This is a genomic window from Sodalis sp. RH22 (assembly GCF_047324165.1).
GTDB lineage: Bacteria > Pseudomonadota > Gammaproteobacteria > Enterobacterales > Enterobacteriaceae > Acerihabitans.
Genome location: NZ_CP178731.1, coordinates 4,178,080 through 4,198,779, shown reverse-complemented (window position 1 = coordinate 4,198,779; position 20,700 = coordinate 4,178,080). Strand labels below are relative to the sequence as shown.

The 20,700-nt window shown below is 57.9% G+C and carries 18 protein-coding genes; 3 read left to right on the top strand and 15 right to left on the bottom strand.

Annotated elements, in window-relative coordinates:
- Nucleotides 1-24: 24 nt before the first annotated feature.
- Complete coding sequence (gene metE / locus ACL2XN_RS19010; RefSeq protein WP_413729256.1) at nt 25-2,301, bottom strand: 5-methyltetrahydropteroyltriglutamate--homocysteine S-methyltransferase; 2,277 nt, start codon at nt 2,299-2,301, stop codon at nt 25-27.
- Between the two features lie 102 nt (nt 2,302-2,403).
- On the opposite strand from metE, the gene metR reads away from it, so the two are divergent.
- Nucleotides 2,404-3,339 (top strand): HTH-type transcriptional regulator MetR, encoded by a 936-nt coding sequence (gene metR, locus ACL2XN_RS19005; protein WP_410013087.1) that lies wholly within the window; start codon nt 2,404-2,406, stop codon nt 3,337-3,339.
- Here metR and ACL2XN_RS19000 read toward each other — a convergent pair.
- Complete coding sequence (locus ACL2XN_RS19000) at nt 3,245-4,144, bottom strand: carboxylate/amino acid/amine transporter (protein WP_413729255.1); 900 nt, start codon at nt 4,142-4,144, stop codon at nt 3,245-3,247. The genes metR and ACL2XN_RS19000 overlap by 95 nt on opposite strands.
- Nucleotides 4,145-4,288: 144 nt before the next feature.
- A complete protein-coding gene (gene ggt, locus ACL2XN_RS18995; RefSeq protein ID WP_413730997.1) occupies nt 4,289-5,965 on the bottom strand; it encodes a gamma-glutamyltransferase in 1,677 nt (558 codons plus the stop codon).
- Between the two features lie 215 nt (nt 5,966-6,180).
- Between ggt and ACL2XN_RS18990 the strand changes: the two genes are divergently transcribed.
- Nucleotides 6,181-6,474 carry a DUF2756 domain-containing protein gene (locus ACL2XN_RS18990; RefSeq protein WP_410013085.1) on the top strand — a complete coding sequence of 98 codons (294 nt, stop codon included), beginning with the start codon at nt 6,181-6,183 and terminating at the stop codon, nt 6,472-6,474.
- Nucleotides 6,475-6,641: 167 nt separating this feature from the next.
- Here ACL2XN_RS18990 and ugpQ read toward each other — a convergent pair whose 3' ends face one another.
- The 10 genes from ugpQ to ACL2XN_RS18940 form a co-directional block, all read right to left on the bottom strand.
- Nucleotides 6,642-7,391: a glycerophosphodiester phosphodiesterase gene (ugpQ, locus tag ACL2XN_RS18985; protein ID WP_410013084.1), complete on the bottom strand. Its 750-nt coding sequence runs from the start codon at nt 7,389-7,391 to the stop codon at nt 6,642-6,644.
- Nucleotides 7,388-8,464 carry a sn-glycerol-3-phosphate import ATP-binding protein UgpC gene (locus tag ACL2XN_RS18980; protein ID WP_413721648.1) on the bottom strand — a complete coding sequence of 359 codons (1,077 nt, stop codon included), beginning with the start codon at nt 8,462-8,464 and terminating at the stop codon, nt 7,388-7,390. The genes ugpQ and ACL2XN_RS18980 overlap by 4 nt, the downstream gene beginning before the upstream one ends.
- Before the next feature lie 6 nt (nt 8,465-8,470).
- Nucleotides 8,471-9,316, bottom strand: coding sequence for a sn-glycerol-3-phosphate ABC transporter permease UgpE (gene ugpE, locus ACL2XN_RS18975; RefSeq protein ID WP_410013082.1), 846 nt, complete (start codon nt 9,314-9,316; stop codon nt 8,471-8,473).
- Complete coding sequence (gene ugpA, locus ACL2XN_RS18970) at nt 9,313-10,203, bottom strand: sn-glycerol-3-phosphate ABC transporter permease UgpA (protein WP_410013081.1); 891 nt, start codon at nt 10,201-10,203, stop codon at nt 9,313-9,315. Before ugpA ends, ugpE begins: the two co-directional genes overlap by 4 nt.
- A 65-nt stretch (nt 10,204-10,268) precedes the next feature.
- Nucleotides 10,269-11,588, bottom strand: coding sequence for a sn-glycerol-3-phosphate ABC transporter substrate-binding protein UgpB (gene ugpB / locus ACL2XN_RS18965; protein WP_413721649.1), 1,320 nt, complete (start codon nt 11,586-11,588; stop codon nt 10,269-10,271).
- Between the two features lie 1,613 nt (nt 11,589-13,201).
- Nucleotides 13,202-13,921: a high-affinity branched-chain amino acid ABC transporter ATP-binding protein LivF gene (gene livF / locus ACL2XN_RS18960; RefSeq protein ID WP_410013079.1), complete on the bottom strand. Its 720-nt coding sequence runs from the start codon at nt 13,919-13,921 to the stop codon at nt 13,202-13,204.
- Nucleotides 13,921-14,700 carry a high-affinity branched-chain amino acid ABC transporter ATP-binding protein LivG gene (gene livG / locus ACL2XN_RS18955; protein ID WP_410013078.1) on the bottom strand — a complete coding sequence of 260 codons (780 nt, stop codon included), beginning with the start codon at nt 14,698-14,700 and terminating at the stop codon, nt 13,921-13,923. Before livG ends, livF begins: the two co-directional genes overlap by 1 nt.
- Complete coding sequence (locus ACL2XN_RS18950) at nt 14,697-15,968, bottom strand: high-affinity branched-chain amino acid ABC transporter permease LivM (RefSeq protein ID WP_410013077.1); 1,272 nt, start codon at nt 15,966-15,968, stop codon at nt 14,697-14,699. Before ACL2XN_RS18950 ends, livG begins: the two co-directional genes overlap by 4 nt.
- Nucleotides 15,965-16,891, bottom strand: a complete 927-nt coding sequence (gene livH, locus ACL2XN_RS18945; protein ID WP_331120756.1) for a high-affinity branched-chain amino acid ABC transporter permease LivH — start codon at nt 16,889-16,891, stop codon at nt 15,965-15,967. Before livH ends, ACL2XN_RS18950 begins: the two co-directional genes overlap by 4 nt.
- A gap of 81 nt (nt 16,892-16,972) precedes the next feature.
- Nucleotides 16,973-18,082 (bottom strand): branched-chain amino acid ABC transporter substrate-binding protein, encoded by a 1,110-nt coding sequence (locus ACL2XN_RS18940; protein ID WP_410013076.1) that lies wholly within the window; start codon nt 18,080-18,082, stop codon nt 16,973-16,975.
- A 399-nt stretch (nt 18,083-18,481) separates the two neighbouring features.
- Here ACL2XN_RS18940 and panM point away from each other — a divergent pair, with 399 nt between their 5' ends.
- Nucleotides 18,482-18,883, top strand: coding sequence for an aspartate 1-decarboxylase autocleavage activator PanM (gene panM / locus ACL2XN_RS18935; protein WP_410013075.1), 402 nt, complete (start codon nt 18,482-18,484; stop codon nt 18,881-18,883).
- An 84-nt stretch (nt 18,884-18,967) separates the two neighbouring features.
- Here the strand turns inward: panM and ACL2XN_RS18930 are convergent, their stop codons facing one another.
- Both ACL2XN_RS18930 and rpoH read right to left on the bottom strand, forming a co-directional pair.
- The gene (locus ACL2XN_RS18930) at nt 18,968-19,471 is read right to left on the bottom strand and encodes a hypothetical protein (protein ID WP_413729254.1); all 504 of its coding nucleotides are present in this window, start codon (nt 19,469-19,471) and stop codon (nt 18,968-18,970) included.
- Between the two features lie 357 nt (nt 19,472-19,828).
- Nucleotides 19,829-20,686, bottom strand: a complete 858-nt coding sequence (rpoH, locus tag ACL2XN_RS18925; protein WP_410013073.1) for an RNA polymerase sigma factor RpoH — start codon at nt 20,684-20,686, stop codon at nt 19,829-19,831.
- Nucleotides 20,687-20,700 lie beyond the last annotated feature (14 nt).

Sequence of the window (20,700 nt, the reverse complement as noted above, 5' to 3'; positions counted from 1 at the left end):
GCCGGAAGGCGCCTCTTAATTGGCTTATCTTTGTTCGGCGCGCAGTCGTTTCGCGGCGCTGACCATATTCGCCAGTGACTGGCGGGTTTCCGGCCAGGCGCGGGTTTTAAGTCCGCAATCCGGATTGACCCACAGGCGTTCCGCCGGAATACGCTCGGCGGCCTTGCGCAGCAGCGTGACGATCCACTCCTCGCTCGGCACGTTCGGGGAATGGATATCATAAACGCCGGGTCCGATTTCATTGGGATAATCAAATTCCTTAAAGCTTTCCAGCAGCTCCATATCCGAACGCGAAGTTTCGATGGTGATCACATCGGCGTCCAGCGCCGCAATGGCATCCATGATGTCGTTAAACTCGCAGTAGCACATATGGGTATGGATCTGGGTGCCGTCGCGCGCCACCGCGGCGTTCAAACGAAAGGCCTCCACCGCCCATGCCAGGTAGGCCGGCCACTCGCTTTGCCGCAGCGGCAGCCCTTCACGCAGCGCCGGTTCGTCGATCTGGATAATGCCGATGCCCGCCTGCTCCAAATCCGCCACTTCATCGCGCAGCGCCAAAGCTATCTGGCGCGCAATCGTCTTACGGCTGACATCCTCGCGCGGGAACGACCAGCACAGGATGGTCACCGGACCGGTAAGCATGCCTTTCACCGGCTTGTCGGTCAGCGACTGGGCATATTGCGCCCATTCCACGGTGATGGGCGACGGGCGGCTGATATCGCCGATGATAATCGGCGGTTTTACACAGCGGGAGCCGTAGCTTTGCACCCAGCCGTTTTGCGTAAAGACAAAGCCGTCCAGATGCTCGCCGAAGTACTCCACCATATCGTTGCGCTCGGCCTCGCCGTGCACCAGCACATCAAGCCCCAGGCGTTCCTGTTCGGCGATAGCGTGTTTAATATGCTCGCCAATCCCGGTGCGGTAACGCGCTTTATCCAGGCGCCCGCGTTTGAAGTCCAGGCGCAGGCCGCGGATATCGGCGGTTTGCGGGAATGAACCTATGGTAGTGGTCGGCCATGCCGGCAGGTCAAAACGCCGGCGCTGCACCTGGGCGCGCTGCGTATAAGGCTGTTGGCGCCGGCTGTCCTGCGCGGTGATTTTTTCCAGGCGGGCGCTGACCTGCTGATTATTGACCCGGCTGGAATGCCGGCGATTGCGGATAGGCTGGCTGTATTGCGCCAGTTCCCGCAGATGCGCGTCATCGGGCTGCGCCAGCGCCGCCCGCAGCAGTCCCAGCTCGGCGCATTTTTGCAGGGCAAAGGCGAACCAGCTTTTCACTTCGTCGTCCAGACGGGTCTCGACGCTTAAATCTATGGGGCTGTGCAACAGCGAACAAGAGGTTGCCACCCATAGCGGGCGCTGGCCGGCCAGCGGCTGGATGCGCTCAAGGCAGGCGGCAAGGTCGGCGCGCCAGACGTTGCGGCCGTTGATGATGCCCAGCGACAGCAGCCAGTCCGCCGGCAACTGCGCGTGCAGTACAGCAAGATTATCCTTGCCCGCCACCAGGTCTACATGCAGGCCCTGGACCGGCAACGCGCGAATCTGGTCCAGATGGTGGCCGATACTGTCGAAATAGGTGGTCAGCAGCAGCTTGACCGATCCCTGCAAATCCTGATAGGCGGTTTGATAGGCGTCACGCCAGGCCTGCGGCAGTTCCAATACCAGCGCCGGCTCGTCGATTTGCACCCATTCGATACCGCGTTTAGCCAGCTCCGCCAGTACCTGGCGATACACCGGCAATATTCCGGTCAGCAGCGACAGGCGGTCGAAGGCTTCACCCTTTACCTTACCCAGCCACAGATAGCTGACAGGCCCCAGCAGCACCGGCTTGACGTTATGGCCCAGCGCCAGGGCTTCGTCCACTTCGTCCAGCAGTTGCGTCCAGCCCAGGCGGAAAGATTGGCCGCGGGAAAACTCCGGCACCATATAGTGATAATTAGTATTAAACCATTTGGTCATTTCCGCGGCGGCGGCGGGTTCACCGGTAGGCGCCCGGCCGCGGCCGATGCGAAACAGGGTATCAAGATCGGACGCATTGGCGCCGTCGCGATGGCGCGCCGGCACATTATCCAACATCAGGCTGGTGGTCAGAACATGATCATACCAGGCAAAATCGCCCACCGGCAGCAGGTCCACGCCGGCATCTTTCTGCTGTTGCCAGTGGCGCGCGCGCAGTTCGCGGCCCACGGCCAGCAAGTCCTGCTGCGACGATTTCCCTGCCCAATAGCTTTCCTGCGCTTTTTTCAGTTCGCGGTGCAAGCCCACGCGCGGAAAACCCAGTGTGTGACTTAAAATTGCCATTGCTCTCTCCCATTTAGACGTCCGGATGTTTACACATCCATATTCACCATGTACTGTATTATCCACAAGCGCAAATTATTCACTTCCAGGTGAAACACCCTCATGATCGAACTTAAACATCTGCGCACGCTGCAGGCGCTGCGTAACAGCGGCTCGCTGGCCGCCGCGTCGGCGCAGCTTCACCAGACGCAATCCGCGCTCTCGCATCAGTTCAGCGATCTGGAGCAGCGGCTGGGCTTCCGGTTGTTCGTGCGCAAAAGCCAGCCGCTGCGTTTTACCCCTCAGGGCGAGATCCTGCTGCAGCTGGCCGAACAAATCCTGCCCCAGGTGCAGCAGGCGCTGCAAAACTGCCTGGAGCCGCGCCAGACCACTCTGCGCCTGGCCATTGAGTGCCATAGCTGTATTCAATGGCTAACGCCCGCGCTTACCGAATTTCGCGAGCTATGGCCGCAGGTACTGGTGGATTTTCGCTCGGGCGTAACCTTCGATCCGCAGCCCGCCCTGCAGCAGGGCGAGCTGGACCTGGTGCTGACCTCGGATATCCTGCCGCGCAGCGGGCTGTTTTATGTGCCGATGTTTGATTATGAAGTGCGGCTGGTGCTGGCGCCCGATCATCCGCTGGCGTTAAAAGAGCGGATAGCGCCCGCGGATTTAAGCGAGGAAGTGCTGATGATTTACCCGGTTCAGCGCCAGCGTATGGATATCTGGCGGCATTTCCTGCAGCCGGCGGGCATAAGTCCGGTACTCAAGAGCGTGGACAATACCCTACTGCTGATACAGATGGTGTCGGCGCGCATGGGCATCGCCGCGCTGCCGCATTGGGTGGTGGAAAGTTTTGAGCGCCAGGGACTGATTGTGACCAAGACCCTGGGTAAAGGGCTGTGGAGCCGGCTTTACGCCGCGGTCAGGGACGGCGAGCAGCGCCAGCCCGTCATCGAGGCCTTTATTCGCTCGTCTCGTCAGCATGCCTGCGCGCATTTGCCGTATGTGCGGGATGCCCAACGATCCAGCGGCGGTGAACCCACAGCGACGCCATGATCACCAACGCGCCGACGATAAAACTCGGCCAGTGCGGCTGTTGTTGCCAGATGGCGAAATTGACCAGCAGGCCGGCGGGAACATGAAAGTTATTCATAATACCGAGCGTACCCGCATCCACCTGGGTGGCGCCGTAGTTCCACATAAAATACCCCAGCGCCGAAGCGCCGACCCCCAGCCAGATCAGCACGCCCCATTGCAATGAGGTGGCGGGCAACTGCTGCGCATTGCCGAACAGACACCAGCCCGCCAGCGCCACGATAAACGAACCGAGGTAAAACCAGGAAAACGCCGTATGCTGCGGCATCGGGTATACCTCCATCAGCCGTTTGTAGCCCACCTGGCCGATAGCGAACATCAAATTGGCCGCCTGCACCAGCAGCAGGCCGTGCCAATAATGCGCACTGACGCCGTCGTAGCGGATGATAGCCGCGCCGGCCACCGCCAGCATGGCGCTGAGCACATATCCCCAGCGCAGCCGGCGACGGCGCAGCAGGTCGTATACCAGCGTCACGTATAAGGGCGTCATGACGGTAAACAGTAAAAATTCCGGCACCGAAAGATAGAGATAGGCCCGGTAGCTAATCATATACATGATGCCCAACTGGCAGGCGCCGATCGCCATATACATCAGCAGCGGCTTGACGCGGTAGCCGCGCCAGCGCAAGAACGGCAGGAAAACCAGCGCCGCAAGCGTAAGACGCACCAGCACCGAAAAATAGCTGTCGACCTGTCCGGCCAGGTATACGCCGATCAGGCTGAATGAAAACGCCCATAAAATGGTGGTGATGATAAGCAGCGGCACGTTGGGCTATCCTGTAAAACCAAAGCGCTATTCTAGCGGATTCGTTTAGATAATTTTGATTAATCGGGTTTACAGATGGATGTTTAATGAGCACACAGGCGGAGACCGGCCGCCGGCCCCAGCCTGTGCCGCCCCAAGGCGGCGTTAATAACCGGCGGTCAGGTCATCAATGGTGCGCGGGTCCGAGGCGCCGGTAAACGTGCCGTCGGGCATCACCATGATGCTCTGCGTACTGCCCATTACCGGCAAGACCTTGATGTGCTGTCCCCGTTCGCCCAGCAGCTTGAGGGTATCGGGGCTAAAGCCTTTTTCCACCCGGAGCTCGTCCGGGGTCCACTGCTGATGAAACCGCGGCGCGGCGCTCGCCTCGGCGACATTCATCTGAAAATCGATGGTATTGACCAGCATTTGCAGCACGGTGGTGATAATGCGGCTGCCGCCGGGGCTGCCGGTAACCAGCCAGGTCTTGCCGTCCTTTACCACGATGGTGGGCGACATGGAGGACAACGGCCGCTTACCGGCCTGGACGGCGTTGGCGTCCCCGCCCACCAGCCCATACATATTCGGCACGCCGGGTTTGGCGGAAAAATCATCCATTTCGTTATTGAGCAGAATGCCGCTGTCGCCGGCCATGATGCCGCTGCCGAAATACGTGTTGAGGGTATACGTTACCGCCACCGCGTTGCCCTGCCCATCCACCACCGAGTAATGGGTGGTCTGATCGCTCTCGTAGGGCTGCAACTGGCCAGGCTTGATGGTGACCGACGGATTGGCCCGGTTGACATCGATGCGCTGCGCCAGGGTTTTGGCATAGGCCTTGCTGGTCAGCGCCTGGACCGGAACCTTGACGAAGTCCGGATCGCCGAGATATTCCGAGCGATCGGCATAGGCGAATTTCATCGCCTCCGCCATCACCTGGATGGCGTCAGCGCTGCCGGCGCCCATATGCGCCAGGTCAAAATTCTCCAGGATATTCAGGATCTGGATAATATGGATGCCGCCGGAGGAGGGCGGCGGCATGGAAAAGACCTGATATCCCCGATAGCTGCCGGATACCGGCTGGCGCGCCACCGCCCGGTAGGCGGCGAGATCGGCCTTGCCGATAAGCCCGCCGTCACGCTGCATCTCGGCGGCGATTTCATCAGCGATGGCGCCCTGATAGAACGCCTGCGGCCCCTGCTCGGCGATAAGCGTAAGGCTGTGGGCCAGCTGCGGCTGGCTGAGTCTCTCCCCCTCGGCATAGGGCTGGCCGTCGGCTTTAAAAAATACCGCCTTGCTGTTCGGATGGTTGATAAGCGCCTCTTTGCCATAAGAGGCCAGGTCGTCGGCCAGGGCCTTATCAACGCTAAACCCCTCCCGGGCCAGCTTAATGGCCGGCTGCATCACCCGGGCCAGCGGCAGGGTGCCGAAACGGTCCAGCGCCAGCGACATACCCGCGACGGTGCCCGGCGTACCGGAGGCCAGCGGACTGGTCAGCGAACGTTTGCTGTCGGCGTTGCCGTCCGGGCCGATAAACATATCGCGCGTGGCCCCGGCCGGCGCCATTTCACGAAAATCAATCGCCACCGTTTCGCCCTGTCGCGTGCGCACCAGCATAAAACCGCCGCCGCCCAGGTTGCCCGCCTGCGGGTGGGTTACCGCCAGCGCGTACCCTACCGCCACCGCCGCATCCACCGCGTTGCCGCCCGCGCGCAGGATATCCAACCCCACCCCCGTTGCCGTCTCGTCTACCGTGGAAACCATGCCGTGCCGGGCATACACCGGATGCTGGATATCATTTTCAATGCCGTAGGACAACGGCGCGGCGCCGGCAGGCGGCATGATCAGCAACAGGGCAAGGACCAGCGACAACAAGCGACCGGAGGAAAGAATAGGCATAAGGTTTTCTTCCTGATGGTTTTATTTATTTACTTATTAACCAATTTAACGGCAGTTTCAATATTTACCTGGGACGCCGCACGCAAATACGCACGCTTCACCCTGCGTTTGGCGCGTTTAACGGTTAAAATGATAAAGTCATCATCACGGAGCCACTCATGAAAACCTATTTTTGGCTATTGCTGCCGGTCATGCTGGCGTCGTTTGCGGTTACGGCGGCGGTTAAACCCCTCACGCCCGCGCAGCGCAACGATCCGTTTGCGCAAAGCCCGGCCCAGCAACAGTTGAAACAGCAGATGCAATCCAGCGCGCAGCAGCAGCAGCTCCGCTTGCAGCAACAGCAGCAAGCCCAGCAGCAACAGCAGCGCAGCCAGCTGCAATCGCAGCTTAACAACGATCGTCAGCGGGCGCAGCAGAACACGCCGCTAAAACAGCCGCAGCAAAATCCCTGAGCCAGGGGTCAACCCGGCGCGAAATTCGCGGTGCCTGTCGTCAGGCGAGGAGCCCGGGTTGGTGCGGGTTTATGCCGCGGACCCTACCGGTGGCGGCCTGGCGGTTCGCAGGATATAGGATGTCAGCATGCCAGGCGTCAGCGCGCCCGCATAGCTAAAAGGTGGCGCTAGCTATTGGCAAAATTGGGCCCGATCAAATCAATCCGGTCAGTACACAGGGTATCAACCCCCCAGCTCAGCAGGGCGCGCGCTCTATAAGGGCTATTCACGGTATAAGCCAGGATATGCAGGCCGGCATCGGTGATTTTCGCCACCCGCTCTTCAGTCAGCACTTCATGATTCAGGTGCAGCGCGCTGCACTGGAGTTCCTGGGCGAGCCGCGGCCAATTATCATCCCAAAAGTGCAGCAACAACCCGCGCGGCAGTTGGGGAGCAACCTGCAAAGCGGCCGCCAGCGCGTCGACGGAAAACGAGGACAACAGCGGCGGTACGTCGCACTCTTGCCACAGCTGAACCGCCGCCTGCGCCACGGCCCGACCGGTGCCGATATCGGTGCCGGTGGTGGGTTTGATTTCGATATTCACCGCCAGGCCATGCCGCTCGCAGCGGGCGGCAACGTCCGCCAGCAGCGGCAAGGGTTCGCCGCGGAACTTATCGTTGAACCAGGCCCCGGCATCCAGCAGCGCCAGATCGTCCCAGGCAAAGTGGCCGGCGATGCCATGGCCGTTGCTGGTACGATCCAGCGTATCGTCATGCAATAAAAAAATCTGTCCGTCGGCTGAAAGCTTCGCATCCAGCTCAATCATTTTATGGCCATAGCGTGCGCCGGTATCAATGGCCGCCAGGGTGTTTTCAGGTGCCAGCGAGCCGCCGCCGCGATGCGCGACGATGGTCGGATAAGGCCAGTTTTTTGTCATAAGTCCACCCGGGATCCGCTTAAGGGATCAAAAAAGTGCCATGCATGGGCAGGACACCGTAAATAAAGTATCGTCCCAATGGCGGGCTGCTCATCATGCGGCAGTCGTATCACCATGGAACGCCCACCCCAGCGCCCATGGACCAGGTTATCCGCACCCAGTTGCTCAAGTGAAATAATTTCCAGCGCCGGGCCGTCAGTTGCGCGCCCTGACTGTTCAATATGCTCCGGACGGATACCCGCGGTCAACTCGCGCCCGCGCCATTGCGCGCCGACGGCGGGCAAGGGCAGCGACGGGCCGCCGCTGACCTGGAAGCTGCCGCCATCCTCGCTTACGCGTCCCGGCAGCAAATTCATGGCGGGAGACCCCATAAAACCGGCGACAAACAGCGATGCCGGGCGGCGATAAATCTCCGTCGGGGTGCCGATTTGCTCCACCCGCCCCTTATTCATTACGATCACCCGCTCCGCCAGCGTCATGGCCTCTACCTGATCGTGGGTCACATACAGACTGGTGGTCCTCAGCCGCCGATGCAGTATTTGCAGTTCCAGCCGCATCTGGGTGCGTAATTTGGCGTCAAGATTGGATAACGGCTCATCAAACAGGAATACCGCCGGCTCCCGCACCAGCGCTCGCCCCATCGCCACGCGCTGGCGCTGCCCGCCGGACAGTTCGCGCGGCTTGCGTTTCAGCAGTTCCCCAAGTTCCAATATCTGCGCCACGCGCTCCACCAGCCGTTGGATATGCTGTTTGCCGAAACCGCGAATTTTCAGGCCGTAGGCCATATTGTCATAGACGCTCATATGGGGGTAGAGCGCATAATTCTGAAACACCATGGCAATGCCGCGATCCTTAGGTTCACGCTCCGTCACCCGTTCGCCATCAATATAAATATCGCCGCTGCTGACGCTCTCCAGCCCCGCGACCATGCGCAGCAGGGTCGATTTGCCGCAGCCGGAAGGCCCGACCAGTACGATAAACTCCCCGTCGGCCACGTCCAGGTTTAAGGGCGCTATCACCGACGTCTTGCCGTCATAGGTCTTTTCGACCGCTTGTAAAATCAAACTCGCCATAATGTTTTATTTCTCGCTATCAACCAGGCCGCGCACAAACCAGCGCTGCATCAGCAATACGATTGCCAGGGGCGGGATCATGGTCAGCAGCATCGCCGCCATCACATAATTCCATTGCGTGGCGCTGTCGCCGCTGGCGATCATGCTGCGGATGCCCGCCACCGCGGTGCCCATCGCGCTGTTGTTGATAATCAGGATCGGCCACAGATACTGGTTCCAGCCGTAGATAAAGATGATCACAAACAGCGCCGCCAGATTGGTTTTCGACAGCGGCAGCAGGATATCCCACAAAAACCGCAGCGGCCCGGCGCCGTCGATGCGCGCCGCCTCCAGCAGTTCATGGGGAATGGTCATAAAGAACTGGCGGAACAGGAATGTTGCGGTGGCGGATGCCATCAACGGCAACGTCAGGCCGGTATAGCTATCAAGCAAATGCAGATTGGCTATCACATCGACGGTGGGAAAAATACGCACTTCCACCGGCAGCATCAGCGTCATGAAGATCAGCCAGAAAAACAGGTTGCGCAATGGAAAGCGAAAATAAACGATGGCGTAGGCGGATAACATCGACACGCTGATCTTGCCCAGGGTGATTCCCAGCGCCATGACCAAGCTATTGAACAGCAGCCGGCTGAACGGCACCGCCTGGCTGCCCACGCCCTCTTGCCAGACATGGCGGATGTTTTCCCACAGATGGCTGCCCGGCACCAGGCTCAACGGCACCTGGAACACCTGGCGGTTGTCCATGGTGGCCGCCACCAGCGCGATATATAACGGCAGCAGAATAACGGCAACGCTTAGTATCAGTATTAAATGGCTGAAGATATCCAGTCCGCGGCGATGTTCTATCATTGATATCGCACCTTACGCTCGACAAAACGAAACTGGATGACCGTCAGCACAATCACCACCATCATCAGCACCACCGACTGCGCGGCGGAACTGGAGAGATCCAGGCCGGCAAAACCCTCGCGGTAGATTTTGTAAATCAGGGTAGTGGTGGCCTGCACCGGCCCGCCGGCGGTTGCCGCGTCGATGACCGGAAAGGTATCGAAAAAAGCGTACACCAGGTTGATGACCAGCAGGAAAAAGCTCACCGGCGTGATAAGCGGCAGCGATAAATCGATAAATCGCCGTACCGGGCCGGCGCCGTCGATGGCTGCGGCCTCCACCAGTGAACGCGGAATGGATTGCAGCGCGGCGAGGAAAAACAAAAAGTTATAGCTTACCTGCTGCCAGATGGAGATCAGCACCACCAGGAACATCGCCTGCCCGCTGTTTTGCGCATGATTCCAGTGATACCCCAGATTATTAAGCAGATAGGCGATAAGCCCCAGCCCGGGGCTGAACAGGAACATCCATAATACCGCAGCCACCGCCGGCGCCACCGCGTAGGGCAATAGCAGCAGCGTCTGGTAAATACGTTTGCCGCGCAGCACATAATCCACCAGCGCCGCCAGCAACAGCGCCACCAGCAGGCCGATGCCGGTCACCAGGCCGCTGAAGATAAGCGTCGTGACCAGGGAATCCAGATAATATTCATCCTGTGTCAGCTGGACAAAATTATCCAGGCCGACAAAGGTATTCTCTATTCCGAACGGGTCCACCCGCTGCACCGAATACCACAGCGCGGTCCCCGCCGGCCAAAGAAAAAAAATCGCGGTAATCACCAACTGCGGCAGCACCAGAAGATAGGCCAGCCAGCGTTGTTTGAATCCGCGATGGGGCGCGATAGCCATAAACAACCCAACCCGCAATGCAAAAATGTACCCGCCGCACGGCGCGGCGGGTCGCCAACTGAGGTTTACTTCAGCGATTGTTCAAACCGGCGCAGCAACTGGTTGCCGCGTTTAACCGCGCTGTCCAGGGCCTCCTGAGGCGTGGCCTTGCCGGTCCAGACGCGTTCCAGCTCTTCGTCCACCACGGTGCGGATTTGCTGCATATTGCCCAACCGCATGCCTTTGGTGAACGGCAACGGCGGTTTATTCAGCATCTGGCGGGTGGCGATATCGGCGCCGGGGTTTTTGTCATAAAAACCCTGGGATCGGGTCAGCTCATACGCGGCGGTGGTGATGGGCAGGTAACCGGTTTTCTGATGCCACTCGGCGGCGATATCAGGCTGGGCAAGGAACTGCAGGAACTCCGCCACCCCTTTATAGGTCGCGTCATCCTTACCGCTCATCACCCACAGGCTGGCGCCGCCGATAATGGCGTTTTGCGGCGCGTTCTTCACGTCGGCGTCATACGGCATCATACCCACGCCGTAATTAAACTTGGCATACTGGCGAATCGCGGCCAGGGAGCCTGACGAGGCGGTGGTCATGCCGCATGAGCCGTTGTAAAACTTCTCGGTGGACTCGTCCTTACGGCCGAAATAGCTGAAATCCCCTTTCTTGTTCATGTCCGACAGCAATTGGATATGTTTCACCTGCTCGGGCTTATTAAAAATCAGCTCCGCGTCGTTGCCGGCAAAGCCGTTATCCTTGGTCGCCACCGGCAGGCCATGCCAGGCGCTGAAGTTCTCGATTTGGATCCAACCCTGCCAGCCGCTGGCATAACCGCATGCCATACCGCTGGCGCGCAGTTTAGCGGCCGCCGCGGCCAGTTCCTGCCAGGTTTGCGGGGCATGTTCCGGATCCAGTCCGGCTTTTTTAAAGGCGTCCTTGTTGTAATACAATACCGGGGTCGAGCTGTTGAAGGGTTGGGACAGCAGATGCCCGGTCTTACTGTCGCTGTAGTAGCCGGAAACGGTGGGCACAAACGCCGACTCGTCATTCTTGATGCCGGCCTGTTCAAACACCTGGTACACCGGCTTATAGGCCTTGCTGGCCATCATGGTGGCGGTGCCGACTTCATACACCTGCAAAATCGCCGGCGCGGTGCCGGTACGGAATGCCGCGATGCCCGCCGTCAGGCCCTGCTCGTAATTCCCCTTGTACACCGGCACGACATGATAATCAGGATGCGTCTGGTTAAAGCGCGCGGCCAGGGAATCCACCTCGGTGCCCAGCACGCTATCCATTGAATGCCAGAAAGGAATTTCGGTCACTGCCTGGGCGCTGGTGCTCACGGCCAGCGTCAACGCCACGCTTAAGGCGGCGATACGAATTGAGTGCTTCAACATGCCATGCTCCTGAATGCCGGAAAAGTTCATCGGCCTGTAACATGACATGCTGAAATGACAGAAAAATAACACCCTTATGACAGCGGGGTGACAGCGCGCGGCGAATTCTCCGCCCAGCGCGTCGCCAGGCGGGCCTGACGGTGTCAAAATTAACCGGCGAGTCGGCTTAACGCCCTTAATTCCCAGCGGGAAAGCCTGCCGATGGGGGCGAAGCGGCAGTATCAGTTCACCGGAGCGCACCCCGGCGCGGCAGGCCCGCTGCGCTTTGAGCTTACAGGCGGGCCGGCAAGCATCACAATGAATCTGCTGGCTGCTGGCGACTGACGGCGGGAGGCGGGAGGCGGGGAGGTTTATGTCGTTTCGGAGAAGGTTTCGCTTGCCGTGCGTTCGGCGGTTATATGGAATGCCGGGTGCCGGCAAGCGACAAAGAGGCCGTACCGCGACGGCCTCCTTGACCTCCGCGCGCCCGGCAGGTCGCGCGTCGCTGCGCGATGCCTTCCGCCGCCCATGCCCCCGTGATGCACCGGCCCGGTATGCGCTCCCGGCGCTACCGGGCCTTTCGCCGCTCCCGGCGGCTCATGCCGGGGTCACAGGCGCCGTCAGCGCGCTTTATGCCGGTCCCCATGTCGCTGTTCGCACCGCATATTATGAAACAACAGCGGCGCTGATGCTTGGGATAAGGTCTGGCGCCGGGATACGGTTAACCATTACAGAATGCAACGGGTCTGGAATGCCGCTGACATAGCGAAAAGCAGGCATACCGAAAGAGACTTATCAGTCATGCAGTCATGCAGTTATGCAGTTATGCAGTTATGCAGTTATGCAGTTATGCAGTTATGCAGTTATGCAGTTATGCAGTTATGTAGTTATGCAGTTATGACATATGACATTCATCATTCAATTTTGAGTTTTGAGTTTTGAGTTTTGAGTTTTAACATTAAGCATTACGCTTTCAGCCATTAGCCATCAGCCTGTAAACATTAGCGCAAAACGAATACTGAGACCTTTCCCGGTAAGCGCATACCGCTAAGGACCCCAAAACGCTGTTTTGCTGGCAGGCGATGGTGTTGACGTGGTGCCGGCATAGAGTGCGCCGGCGGCGCACGTCACGGCTGGATGAGCCGCCGGGAGCGGCGAAAGCCCGGGCTGCGCCGGGAGCGCATGCCGGGCGGTCCACAAGCCGGGATGGGTGATGCCGGGCACCGCGCAGCGGCGCACGATCTGCCGGACGCGCGGAGGTCAAGGAGGCCGTCGCGGTACGGCCTCCTTGTCGCTTGCCGGCACCCGGCACGACATAAAATAGCCGAACGCATGGCAAGCGAAGCCCTCGCCGCGGCAACATAAACCTCACCCGCAAGTGTCAGCGAAACCCCAGCCGCGGCAACATAAACCTCCCCGCAAGCATCAGCCAAGCCCTCGCCGCGGCAACATAAACCTCACCCGCAAGCATCAGCCAAACCCTCGCCGCGGCAACATAAACCTCCCCGCAAGCGTCAGCCAAACCCTCACCGCGGTAACATAAATCTCCCCGCAAGCATCAGGCCAAACCCTCGCCGCGGCAACATAAACCTCCCCGCAAGCATCAGCCAAACCCTCGCCGCGGCAACATAACCTCACCCGCCCAGATAAGCGCTGCGCACCGCCTCGTTCGCCAGCAACGCCTCGCCGCTATCCTCCAGCACCACATGGCCGTTTTCCAACACATAGCCGCGGTCAGCCAGTTTCAGCGCCTGGTTCGCATTCTGCTCCACCAGGAAAATGGTCATCCCCTCCTGACGCAACTGCTCGATGGTATCGAATATCTGCTGGATAATAATCGGCGCCAGTCCCAGCGAAGGCTCATCCAGCAGCAGCAATCGCGGCTGGCTCATCAACGCCCGCCCAATGGCCAGCATCTGCTGCTCGCCCCCGGACATGGTGCCCGCGCGCTGCACACGACGCTCATACAAACGCGGGAAAAGCTCGAACACCCGCTTAATCCGCTGCTGATACTGCGGACGGTCGGCAAAGAACCCCCCCATCGCCAGGTTCTCTTCCACCGTCATCCGCGAAAACACCCGCCGCCCTTCCGGCACGATGGCAATCGAGGCACGCATGATCCGCGCCGTCGGCCAATCGGTAATATCGCCGCCCTCAAACATAATCCGGCCCTTGGAGGCGCGCGGATCACCACACAGCGTACCCAACAACGTGGTTTTGCCGGCGCCGTTGGCGCCGATAAGCGTCACGATCTCGCCCGGATTAATATGCAGGCTCACCTCATGCAACGCCTGGATTTTACCGTAATGCGCCGACACCCGGTGCAATGACAGCATAGCGGTATCCTGAGTCATCAGGCCTCTCCCAAATAGGCCCGAATCACGTCCGGGTTACTGCGAATCTCGGCGGGCGTACCCTTTGCCAACGGCATGCCCTGGTTAACCACATAAATGCGATCGGAAATACCCATCACCAACTTCATATCATGCTCAATCAATAACACCGATACATTATGCTGTGACCGCAGTTCGGCAATCAGCAGGTTCAGCTCGGCGGTCTCATTCGGGTTCAGGCCGGCCGCCGGTTCATCAAGCATCAGCAGCGACGGGCGCGTCACCATGCACCGGGCAATCTCCAGCCGGCGCTGCTGGCCATAGGCCAGATTACCCGCCTGACGGTTAGCCAACTCCAGTAAACCCACGCGGTCAAGCCAGGCGCCGGCATAATCCTGCGCCTCGGCTTCCGCCTGGCGGAAGGCGCGGGTTTTCAGCAAGCCGGCAAATACGCCGCTTTTAAGATGCTGATGCTGCGCCACCAGCAGGTTTTCGATTACCGTCATTTCCCGGAATAAGCGCACATGCTGGAAGGTACGCACCACCCCCATACGGGCGATGGTTTGGCCCGGAAGCCCTTCCAGATGCTGATCGCGCAGCATGATAGTGCCGCCGGTGGGACGATAAAACCCGGTCAGGCAGTTAAACACCGTCGTTTTACCGGCGCCGTTGGGGCCGATCAGCGACACGATTTCGCCGGGGAATAATTCCAGTTCAACCTGGTTAACCGCCAGCAGACCGCCAAAACGCATGGTCAACGCCTTAACGGATAACAGGGGCTGCAATGCCGTGGACGTCATGCCTGCGCTCCTTTACCGGTCTTCATTTTCATCTGCGGACGTTTCATCGGCAACAGGCCCTGCGGTCGCCAGATCATCATCAGCACCATCAACGCGCCCAACAGCAGCATGCTGTACTGGTTCAGGTCACGCATCAGCTCGCGGGACACCACCAGCAGGATGGCCGCCAGGATCACCGCGAACTGCGACCCCATACCGCCCAACACCACAATGGCCAGCACAAAGGCGGATTCGACGAAGGTAAACGACTCCGGGCTGACAAAACCCTGGCGCGCGGCAAACAGCGTCCCGGCAAAACCGGCGAACGCCGCGCTGATGGTAAAGGCGGTCAGTTTGATACGGGTCGGGCTCAGGCCCAGCGAACGACAGGCGATTTCATCCTCGCGCAGCGCCTCCCAGGCCCGGCCCAGCGGCATGCGCAGCAGACGGTTTATCACAAACAAGGTTAAAATCACCAACAGCAGCGCCACCATATATAAAAAGATAATCCGGTCGCTGGGGTCGTAGGTCAGGCCAAAAAAGTTATGGAAGGTGTCCCAACCGCCGTCGCGCGGGCTGCGGTTAAACTCCAGGCCAAAAAAGGTGGGTTTCGGGATCTGGCTGATCCCGTTCGGCCCGCCGGTTATCTCGGTATTGTTAAGCAGCAGGATACGGACGATCTCGCCAAATCCCAGGGTAACGATGGCCAGATAATCGCCGCGCAGGCGCAGCACAGGAAAACCCAACAACAGGCCAAAACCGGCGGCGACCAGCCCCGCCAGGGGCAGGCTTTCCCAAAAACCCAGGCCGCAGTAATGATTCAGCAACGCATAGGTATAGGCGCCGATGGCATAGAATCCGCCATAGCCCAGTACCAGCAGGCCGGATAATCCCACCACCACGTTCAACCCCAGGCCCAGCATCACATAGATAAGCGTCAGGGTGGCGATATCCACCGTGCCGCGCGATACCAGGAACGGCCAGGCGATGGCGGCCAGGATCATTACCAGCGCGAGCCATTTCTGGCGCGGCGTGGAGCCGTCAAAGCTCGGCAATACCCAGGACGGCCCGCTGATTTTTTTCAGGCTATGCTGGAAAACCGGCCGCAACAGCTGGAACACGAACACCACCGCGCAGCCGGCACCGATCCAATACCAGCGTACCGCACCGGCGTTATGCACCACCAGGTGGGTACCGTCCAGGCTCAGGCGCATACCCATCATAAAGGCGGCCAGCACCAGCAGCATAAACGCGCAGAACAGCGCGTTTAATAAATGGTTGATCTTCATACCTTCTCAACCTCCGGACGGCCCAGGATGCCGGTGGGCAGCACCAGCAACACCACGATAAGCAACGCGAACGAGACCACGTCTTTATATTCGCTGCTCAGGTAGGCCGAGGTCAGCGCCTCTGCTACCCCCAGGATCAACCCGCCCAGCATCGCGCCGGGAATGCTGCCGATACCGCCCAACACCGCGGCGGTAAACGCCTTCATGCCGGCCATGAAGCCGATATAGGGGTTGATGACGCCATAAAACTGGCCCAGCAGCACGCCGGCCACCGCCGCCATCGCCGCGCCAATCACAAAGGTCAGTGAAATAACCCGGTCGGTGCTGATGCCGAGCAGGCTGGCCATTTTCAAATCTTCCGCGCAGGCGCGACAGGCGCGGCCCATGCGTGAATAACGAATAAACAACGTCAGGGCCAGCATGGCGACAAAGGTCACCGCCCAGATGGTAAATTGCATGGTGCTGATGCTGGTGACAAAACCATTGCTTTCGCCCAGCACCCATTGGCCGCTGGCCAGGCTCGGCAGCGCCAGATCCCGCGAACCCTGCGTCAGGCTAACGTAGTTTTGCAGGAAAATAGACATGCCGATGGCGGAAATCAGGGCAATCAGGCGCTTGGAGGAGCGTACCGGCTTATAGGCCACCCGTTCTATGCTCCAGCCGTAGGCGCTGGAAATCACGATGGCGGCGATAAACCCGGCGCCGATCAGCAGCCAGCCGGCGTCGATGCCCATCATCATCAGCGCGGCAATAACAATAAAGGAGACATAACTGCCGATCATATAGACTTCGCCGTGGGCGAAGTTAATCATGCCGATAATGCCGTAAACCATGGTGTAGCCAATGGCAATCAATGCATAGGTGCTGCCCAACGTCAGGCCGTTGAACAACTGCTGCATAAAATAAAGGAACTGCTCGGACATACCTTAACCTTCGAAGCCGCTCCCGGTGACGCGAGGCCAACGGGAGCGGCGATATTTTTTTAACCAGGGAGGAACGGCAGATTATTTAATCGGTGTGGAAGTACCGTCTGCGTGCCATGTAAATACGCCGAACTCAAATCCTTTCAGATCGCCCTTCTCATCCCAGCTCAATGGACCCATAACGGTTTCCACGGTCCTGGCTTTCAGGTCCTTGACGATATCGGCCGGTTCCATGCCGGCGCTTTCCATACCGGCCGCCAGGGACTGTACCGCCGCATAGGTAGTCCAGACGAACGGACCGGTGGGATCGAGCTTTTTCGCCTTCAGCGCGGCGACTATCGGCTGGTTGGACGGTACCTGATCATAACGCTTCGGCAGGGTCACCAGCATGCCTTCGGAGGCGGCGCCGGCGATGTTGGATAACGAGGAATTGCCTACCCCTTCCGGCCCCATGAATTTGGTGGTCAGTCCGGCCTGTTTAGCCTGGCGCAGGATTTGCCCCATTTCCGGGTAATACCCGCCGAAATAAACGAAATCAACGTTCTCTTTCTTCAGGCGCGCCACCAGGGTTGAGAAATCCTTATCACCGGCGGTGATCCCTTCGAACAGCACCACGTTGCCGCCATTTTTCTTCAGGCTGTCCTGTACCGAACGCGCCAGACCCTCGCCGTACTGCTGTTTGTCGTGAACCACGGCGATGCGTTTAGGTTTGACCGCGTCAAGGATGTATTTCGCGGCGGTCGGCCCCTGATCGGAGTCCAGGCCGGTGGTACGCATAATCATCTTATAGCCGCGCGTGGTCAGGTCGGCATTGGTGGCCGCCGGGGTGATCATGATGACGCCCTCGTCTTCATAGATATCGGACGCCGGCTGGGTGGAGGAGGAGCAAAGATGGCCGATGACATACTTTATGCCATCGTTGATGACTTTATTGGCCACCGCCACCGCCTGCTTTGGATCGCAGGCGTCATCATATTCGACGCCCACCAGTTTGTTGCCCTTTACCCCGCCCTTGGCGTTAATATCGGCAATGGCCTGGCGCGCCCCGGTAAATTCCATGTCGCCATATTGGGCAACCGGACCGGACATTGCGCCGACCACGGCGACCTTGATATCTTGTGCCCAGACGGAATGGCTCATTGCCATGGCCATACAGCCGGCCAGCAAAGCGTTGCCTTTGTTGAATTTCATCCACTGTTCTCCGTTTTGTTGTGTTTGCTGCCTGTTTTTTGGCCGGTTTTTCACCGCTATTTGGTATTTTTATTATATGTAATAATGCTTTAGCCTACAGATTGCGAAGATTCTCTAATAAGCTTTATTTTTCATATTATTAAACAGAAATATTATGCTGTAAATCAACTTATACTTTCAGAAATAACCTGCATGGACAGCACAAAATAATGATATTATTATCGGTATTTTCATCATCTTCTAGCGGGTCGTGCTAGGTTAGGCTATTCAAGGAGATCGTTTACCCGGAATTATTGTGATGGGCATCACTTATTGCTATTTTAATCATCGCAAGATTTAGACAATCTTTTGTCAACAAATTCGCTACATTATTTTTTTATGTCTTAAGTGATTACACGTATGAAATTGACTATTGAGCAGTTATCCCGTTTTACCCCGCAGGATATGATTGATTTGGCGAAAATTTGGCCAAATACCGATATCGCGTTGCTCAACGCCCGCCTTTCCGGCTCGCACGCGGTGTTCGCCGCCCGTTTTAACGACAGGTTATTAGGCGCGGTGCAGGTGATCATTGATAACGAATGGAACGAAGGCCGCCTGGTGGCGCCGCAGGTGCGCGCGGTAACCCGCCGCCGCGGCGTAGGGCTCTATCTTATGACGGAAGTGCAGCGGCTGCTGCCGGAAATCAATCATTGGTGGCTAGGCAATAACCAATACTTCGAAGACCTGGCGGTGATGGCGCAGTTTATGGATGCCTGCGGTTTTTGCCAGGAGCCGGACGGCTGGCACAAACGCCGTTGATTCCAGCCGGCTTCCGGGAATGCATTAGGGCGGGTAAAGCGGCAGCATGATCACATACCACTATGGCTATTTATATTATTCCGCTCACTTTAATATGAATTTCTTATTTTCATTTAATGAGCCGGTATCAATAGCTGAGTCAACAGGATTAGGCATGGACGGCTTAGCGATATCTTTCTTGCTGCGTAGCGGGCCGCGATAGGTACCTTGGAACCGGCTGGGAAAAACCGGGAGTCTTTCTTTACCAACGGCTTGCTGCCGGCTCTCTTGCGGATAAGCGGCTATTTCAGGCGAAGTGCAGACAGACAGGTTTATTTGGTTATGCACCATAGCCCGGGGCGGATAAACATATCCCGGCGTATAACATCCCATATAGACGGGATAAACGGGGAGATAGATGGCCGTTGGCATTGGATAATGGCCCATGGGGTGATGACACTGATTCAGTGCTGTGCAACCGGGCGCGTTTCCGGCGTTGCGTAGTCTTCCGGCCAGTATCGTATTATGTGCGACCATGCTGTCGGCAGGTGGGGGCGTAAATGCGATCACTCCATTGTCAGTGGGAATATTCCCATTAACCTTTTCCATATTATCTCCTGTTACTATTTTATTTCTCTATAGCAGAATATTATAAGCGGATTATGTATAACTTTACCCGTTAAGTTTATCGACTTCAATAGGGATGATAAAGGCAGACTTGTTCAATAATAAAATAACGATGACTACATCAATCAGAAAATTGTTATTCCCTGCCTATTTTTAGTAAAAATAATATTCATCATTAAGTACAAAAAAATATTCCATTACATTCATAATTTATTGCAGAGTTATTTAACTAAATAAATATTTAATACGTCACTTATTGATGAGCGGGCGGGAGCTCAAAATGAGAACGGCCGGTATATATACCGGCCGTTTGGAATTATGATTTGATTGAAAAACCCGTCAGGATTCTATCGCCAGACGCATCTTTTTCATGGCGTTTTTTTCCAGCTGGCGCACGCGTTCCGCCGAGACGCCATATTTATCCGCCAGCTCCTGCAGCGTGGATTTGTTGTCATCGTCAAGCCAGCGCGCGCGGATGATGTGCTGGCTGCGTTCATCCAACCCTTCCAGCGCCACGCTGAGCTTATCCGCCGCATGATCGTCCCAGTTATCCTCCTCGATACCGTCGGCAAAGTCGGAGGACTTGTCCTGCAGGTACAGCATGGGGGACATCGCTTGCCCGTCACGGGCTTCTTCATCCGGCGTTGGATCGAAGGTCATATCCTGCGCCGCCATGCGCGATTCCATTTCCCGCACGTCCTTGCTGGTCACGCCCAGGGTTTTGGCCACCATCTCCACTTCGTCCTGGTTAAACCACCCCAGGCGCTGCTTGCTCTTGCGCAGGTTGAAGAACAGCTTGCGCTGCGCCTTGGTGGTGGCCACCTTCACGATGCGCCAATTGCGCAATACATATTCGTGGATTTCGGCCTTGATCCAATGGACGGCAAAGGAAACCAGGCGCACCCCGACTTCGGGGTTAAAGCGGCGGACCGCCTTCATCAGCCCGATGTTGCCTTCCTGGATCAGGTCGGCCTGCGGCAGGCCGTAGCCGGAATAATTACGCGCAATATGAACGACAAAGCGCAGGTGTGACAGGATTAGCCGCTTGGCCGCCTCCAGGTCGCCCTGATAATGCAGCTGTTCAGCCAATGACCGCTCTTCCTCCGCTGTAAGCATAGGATAGGCGTTGGCTGCCCGGATATAGGCTTCCAGACTGCCTTGGGGAATCAGGGCTAAAGCTTGCATATCTTTAATCATTCAAGTCCTCTCGT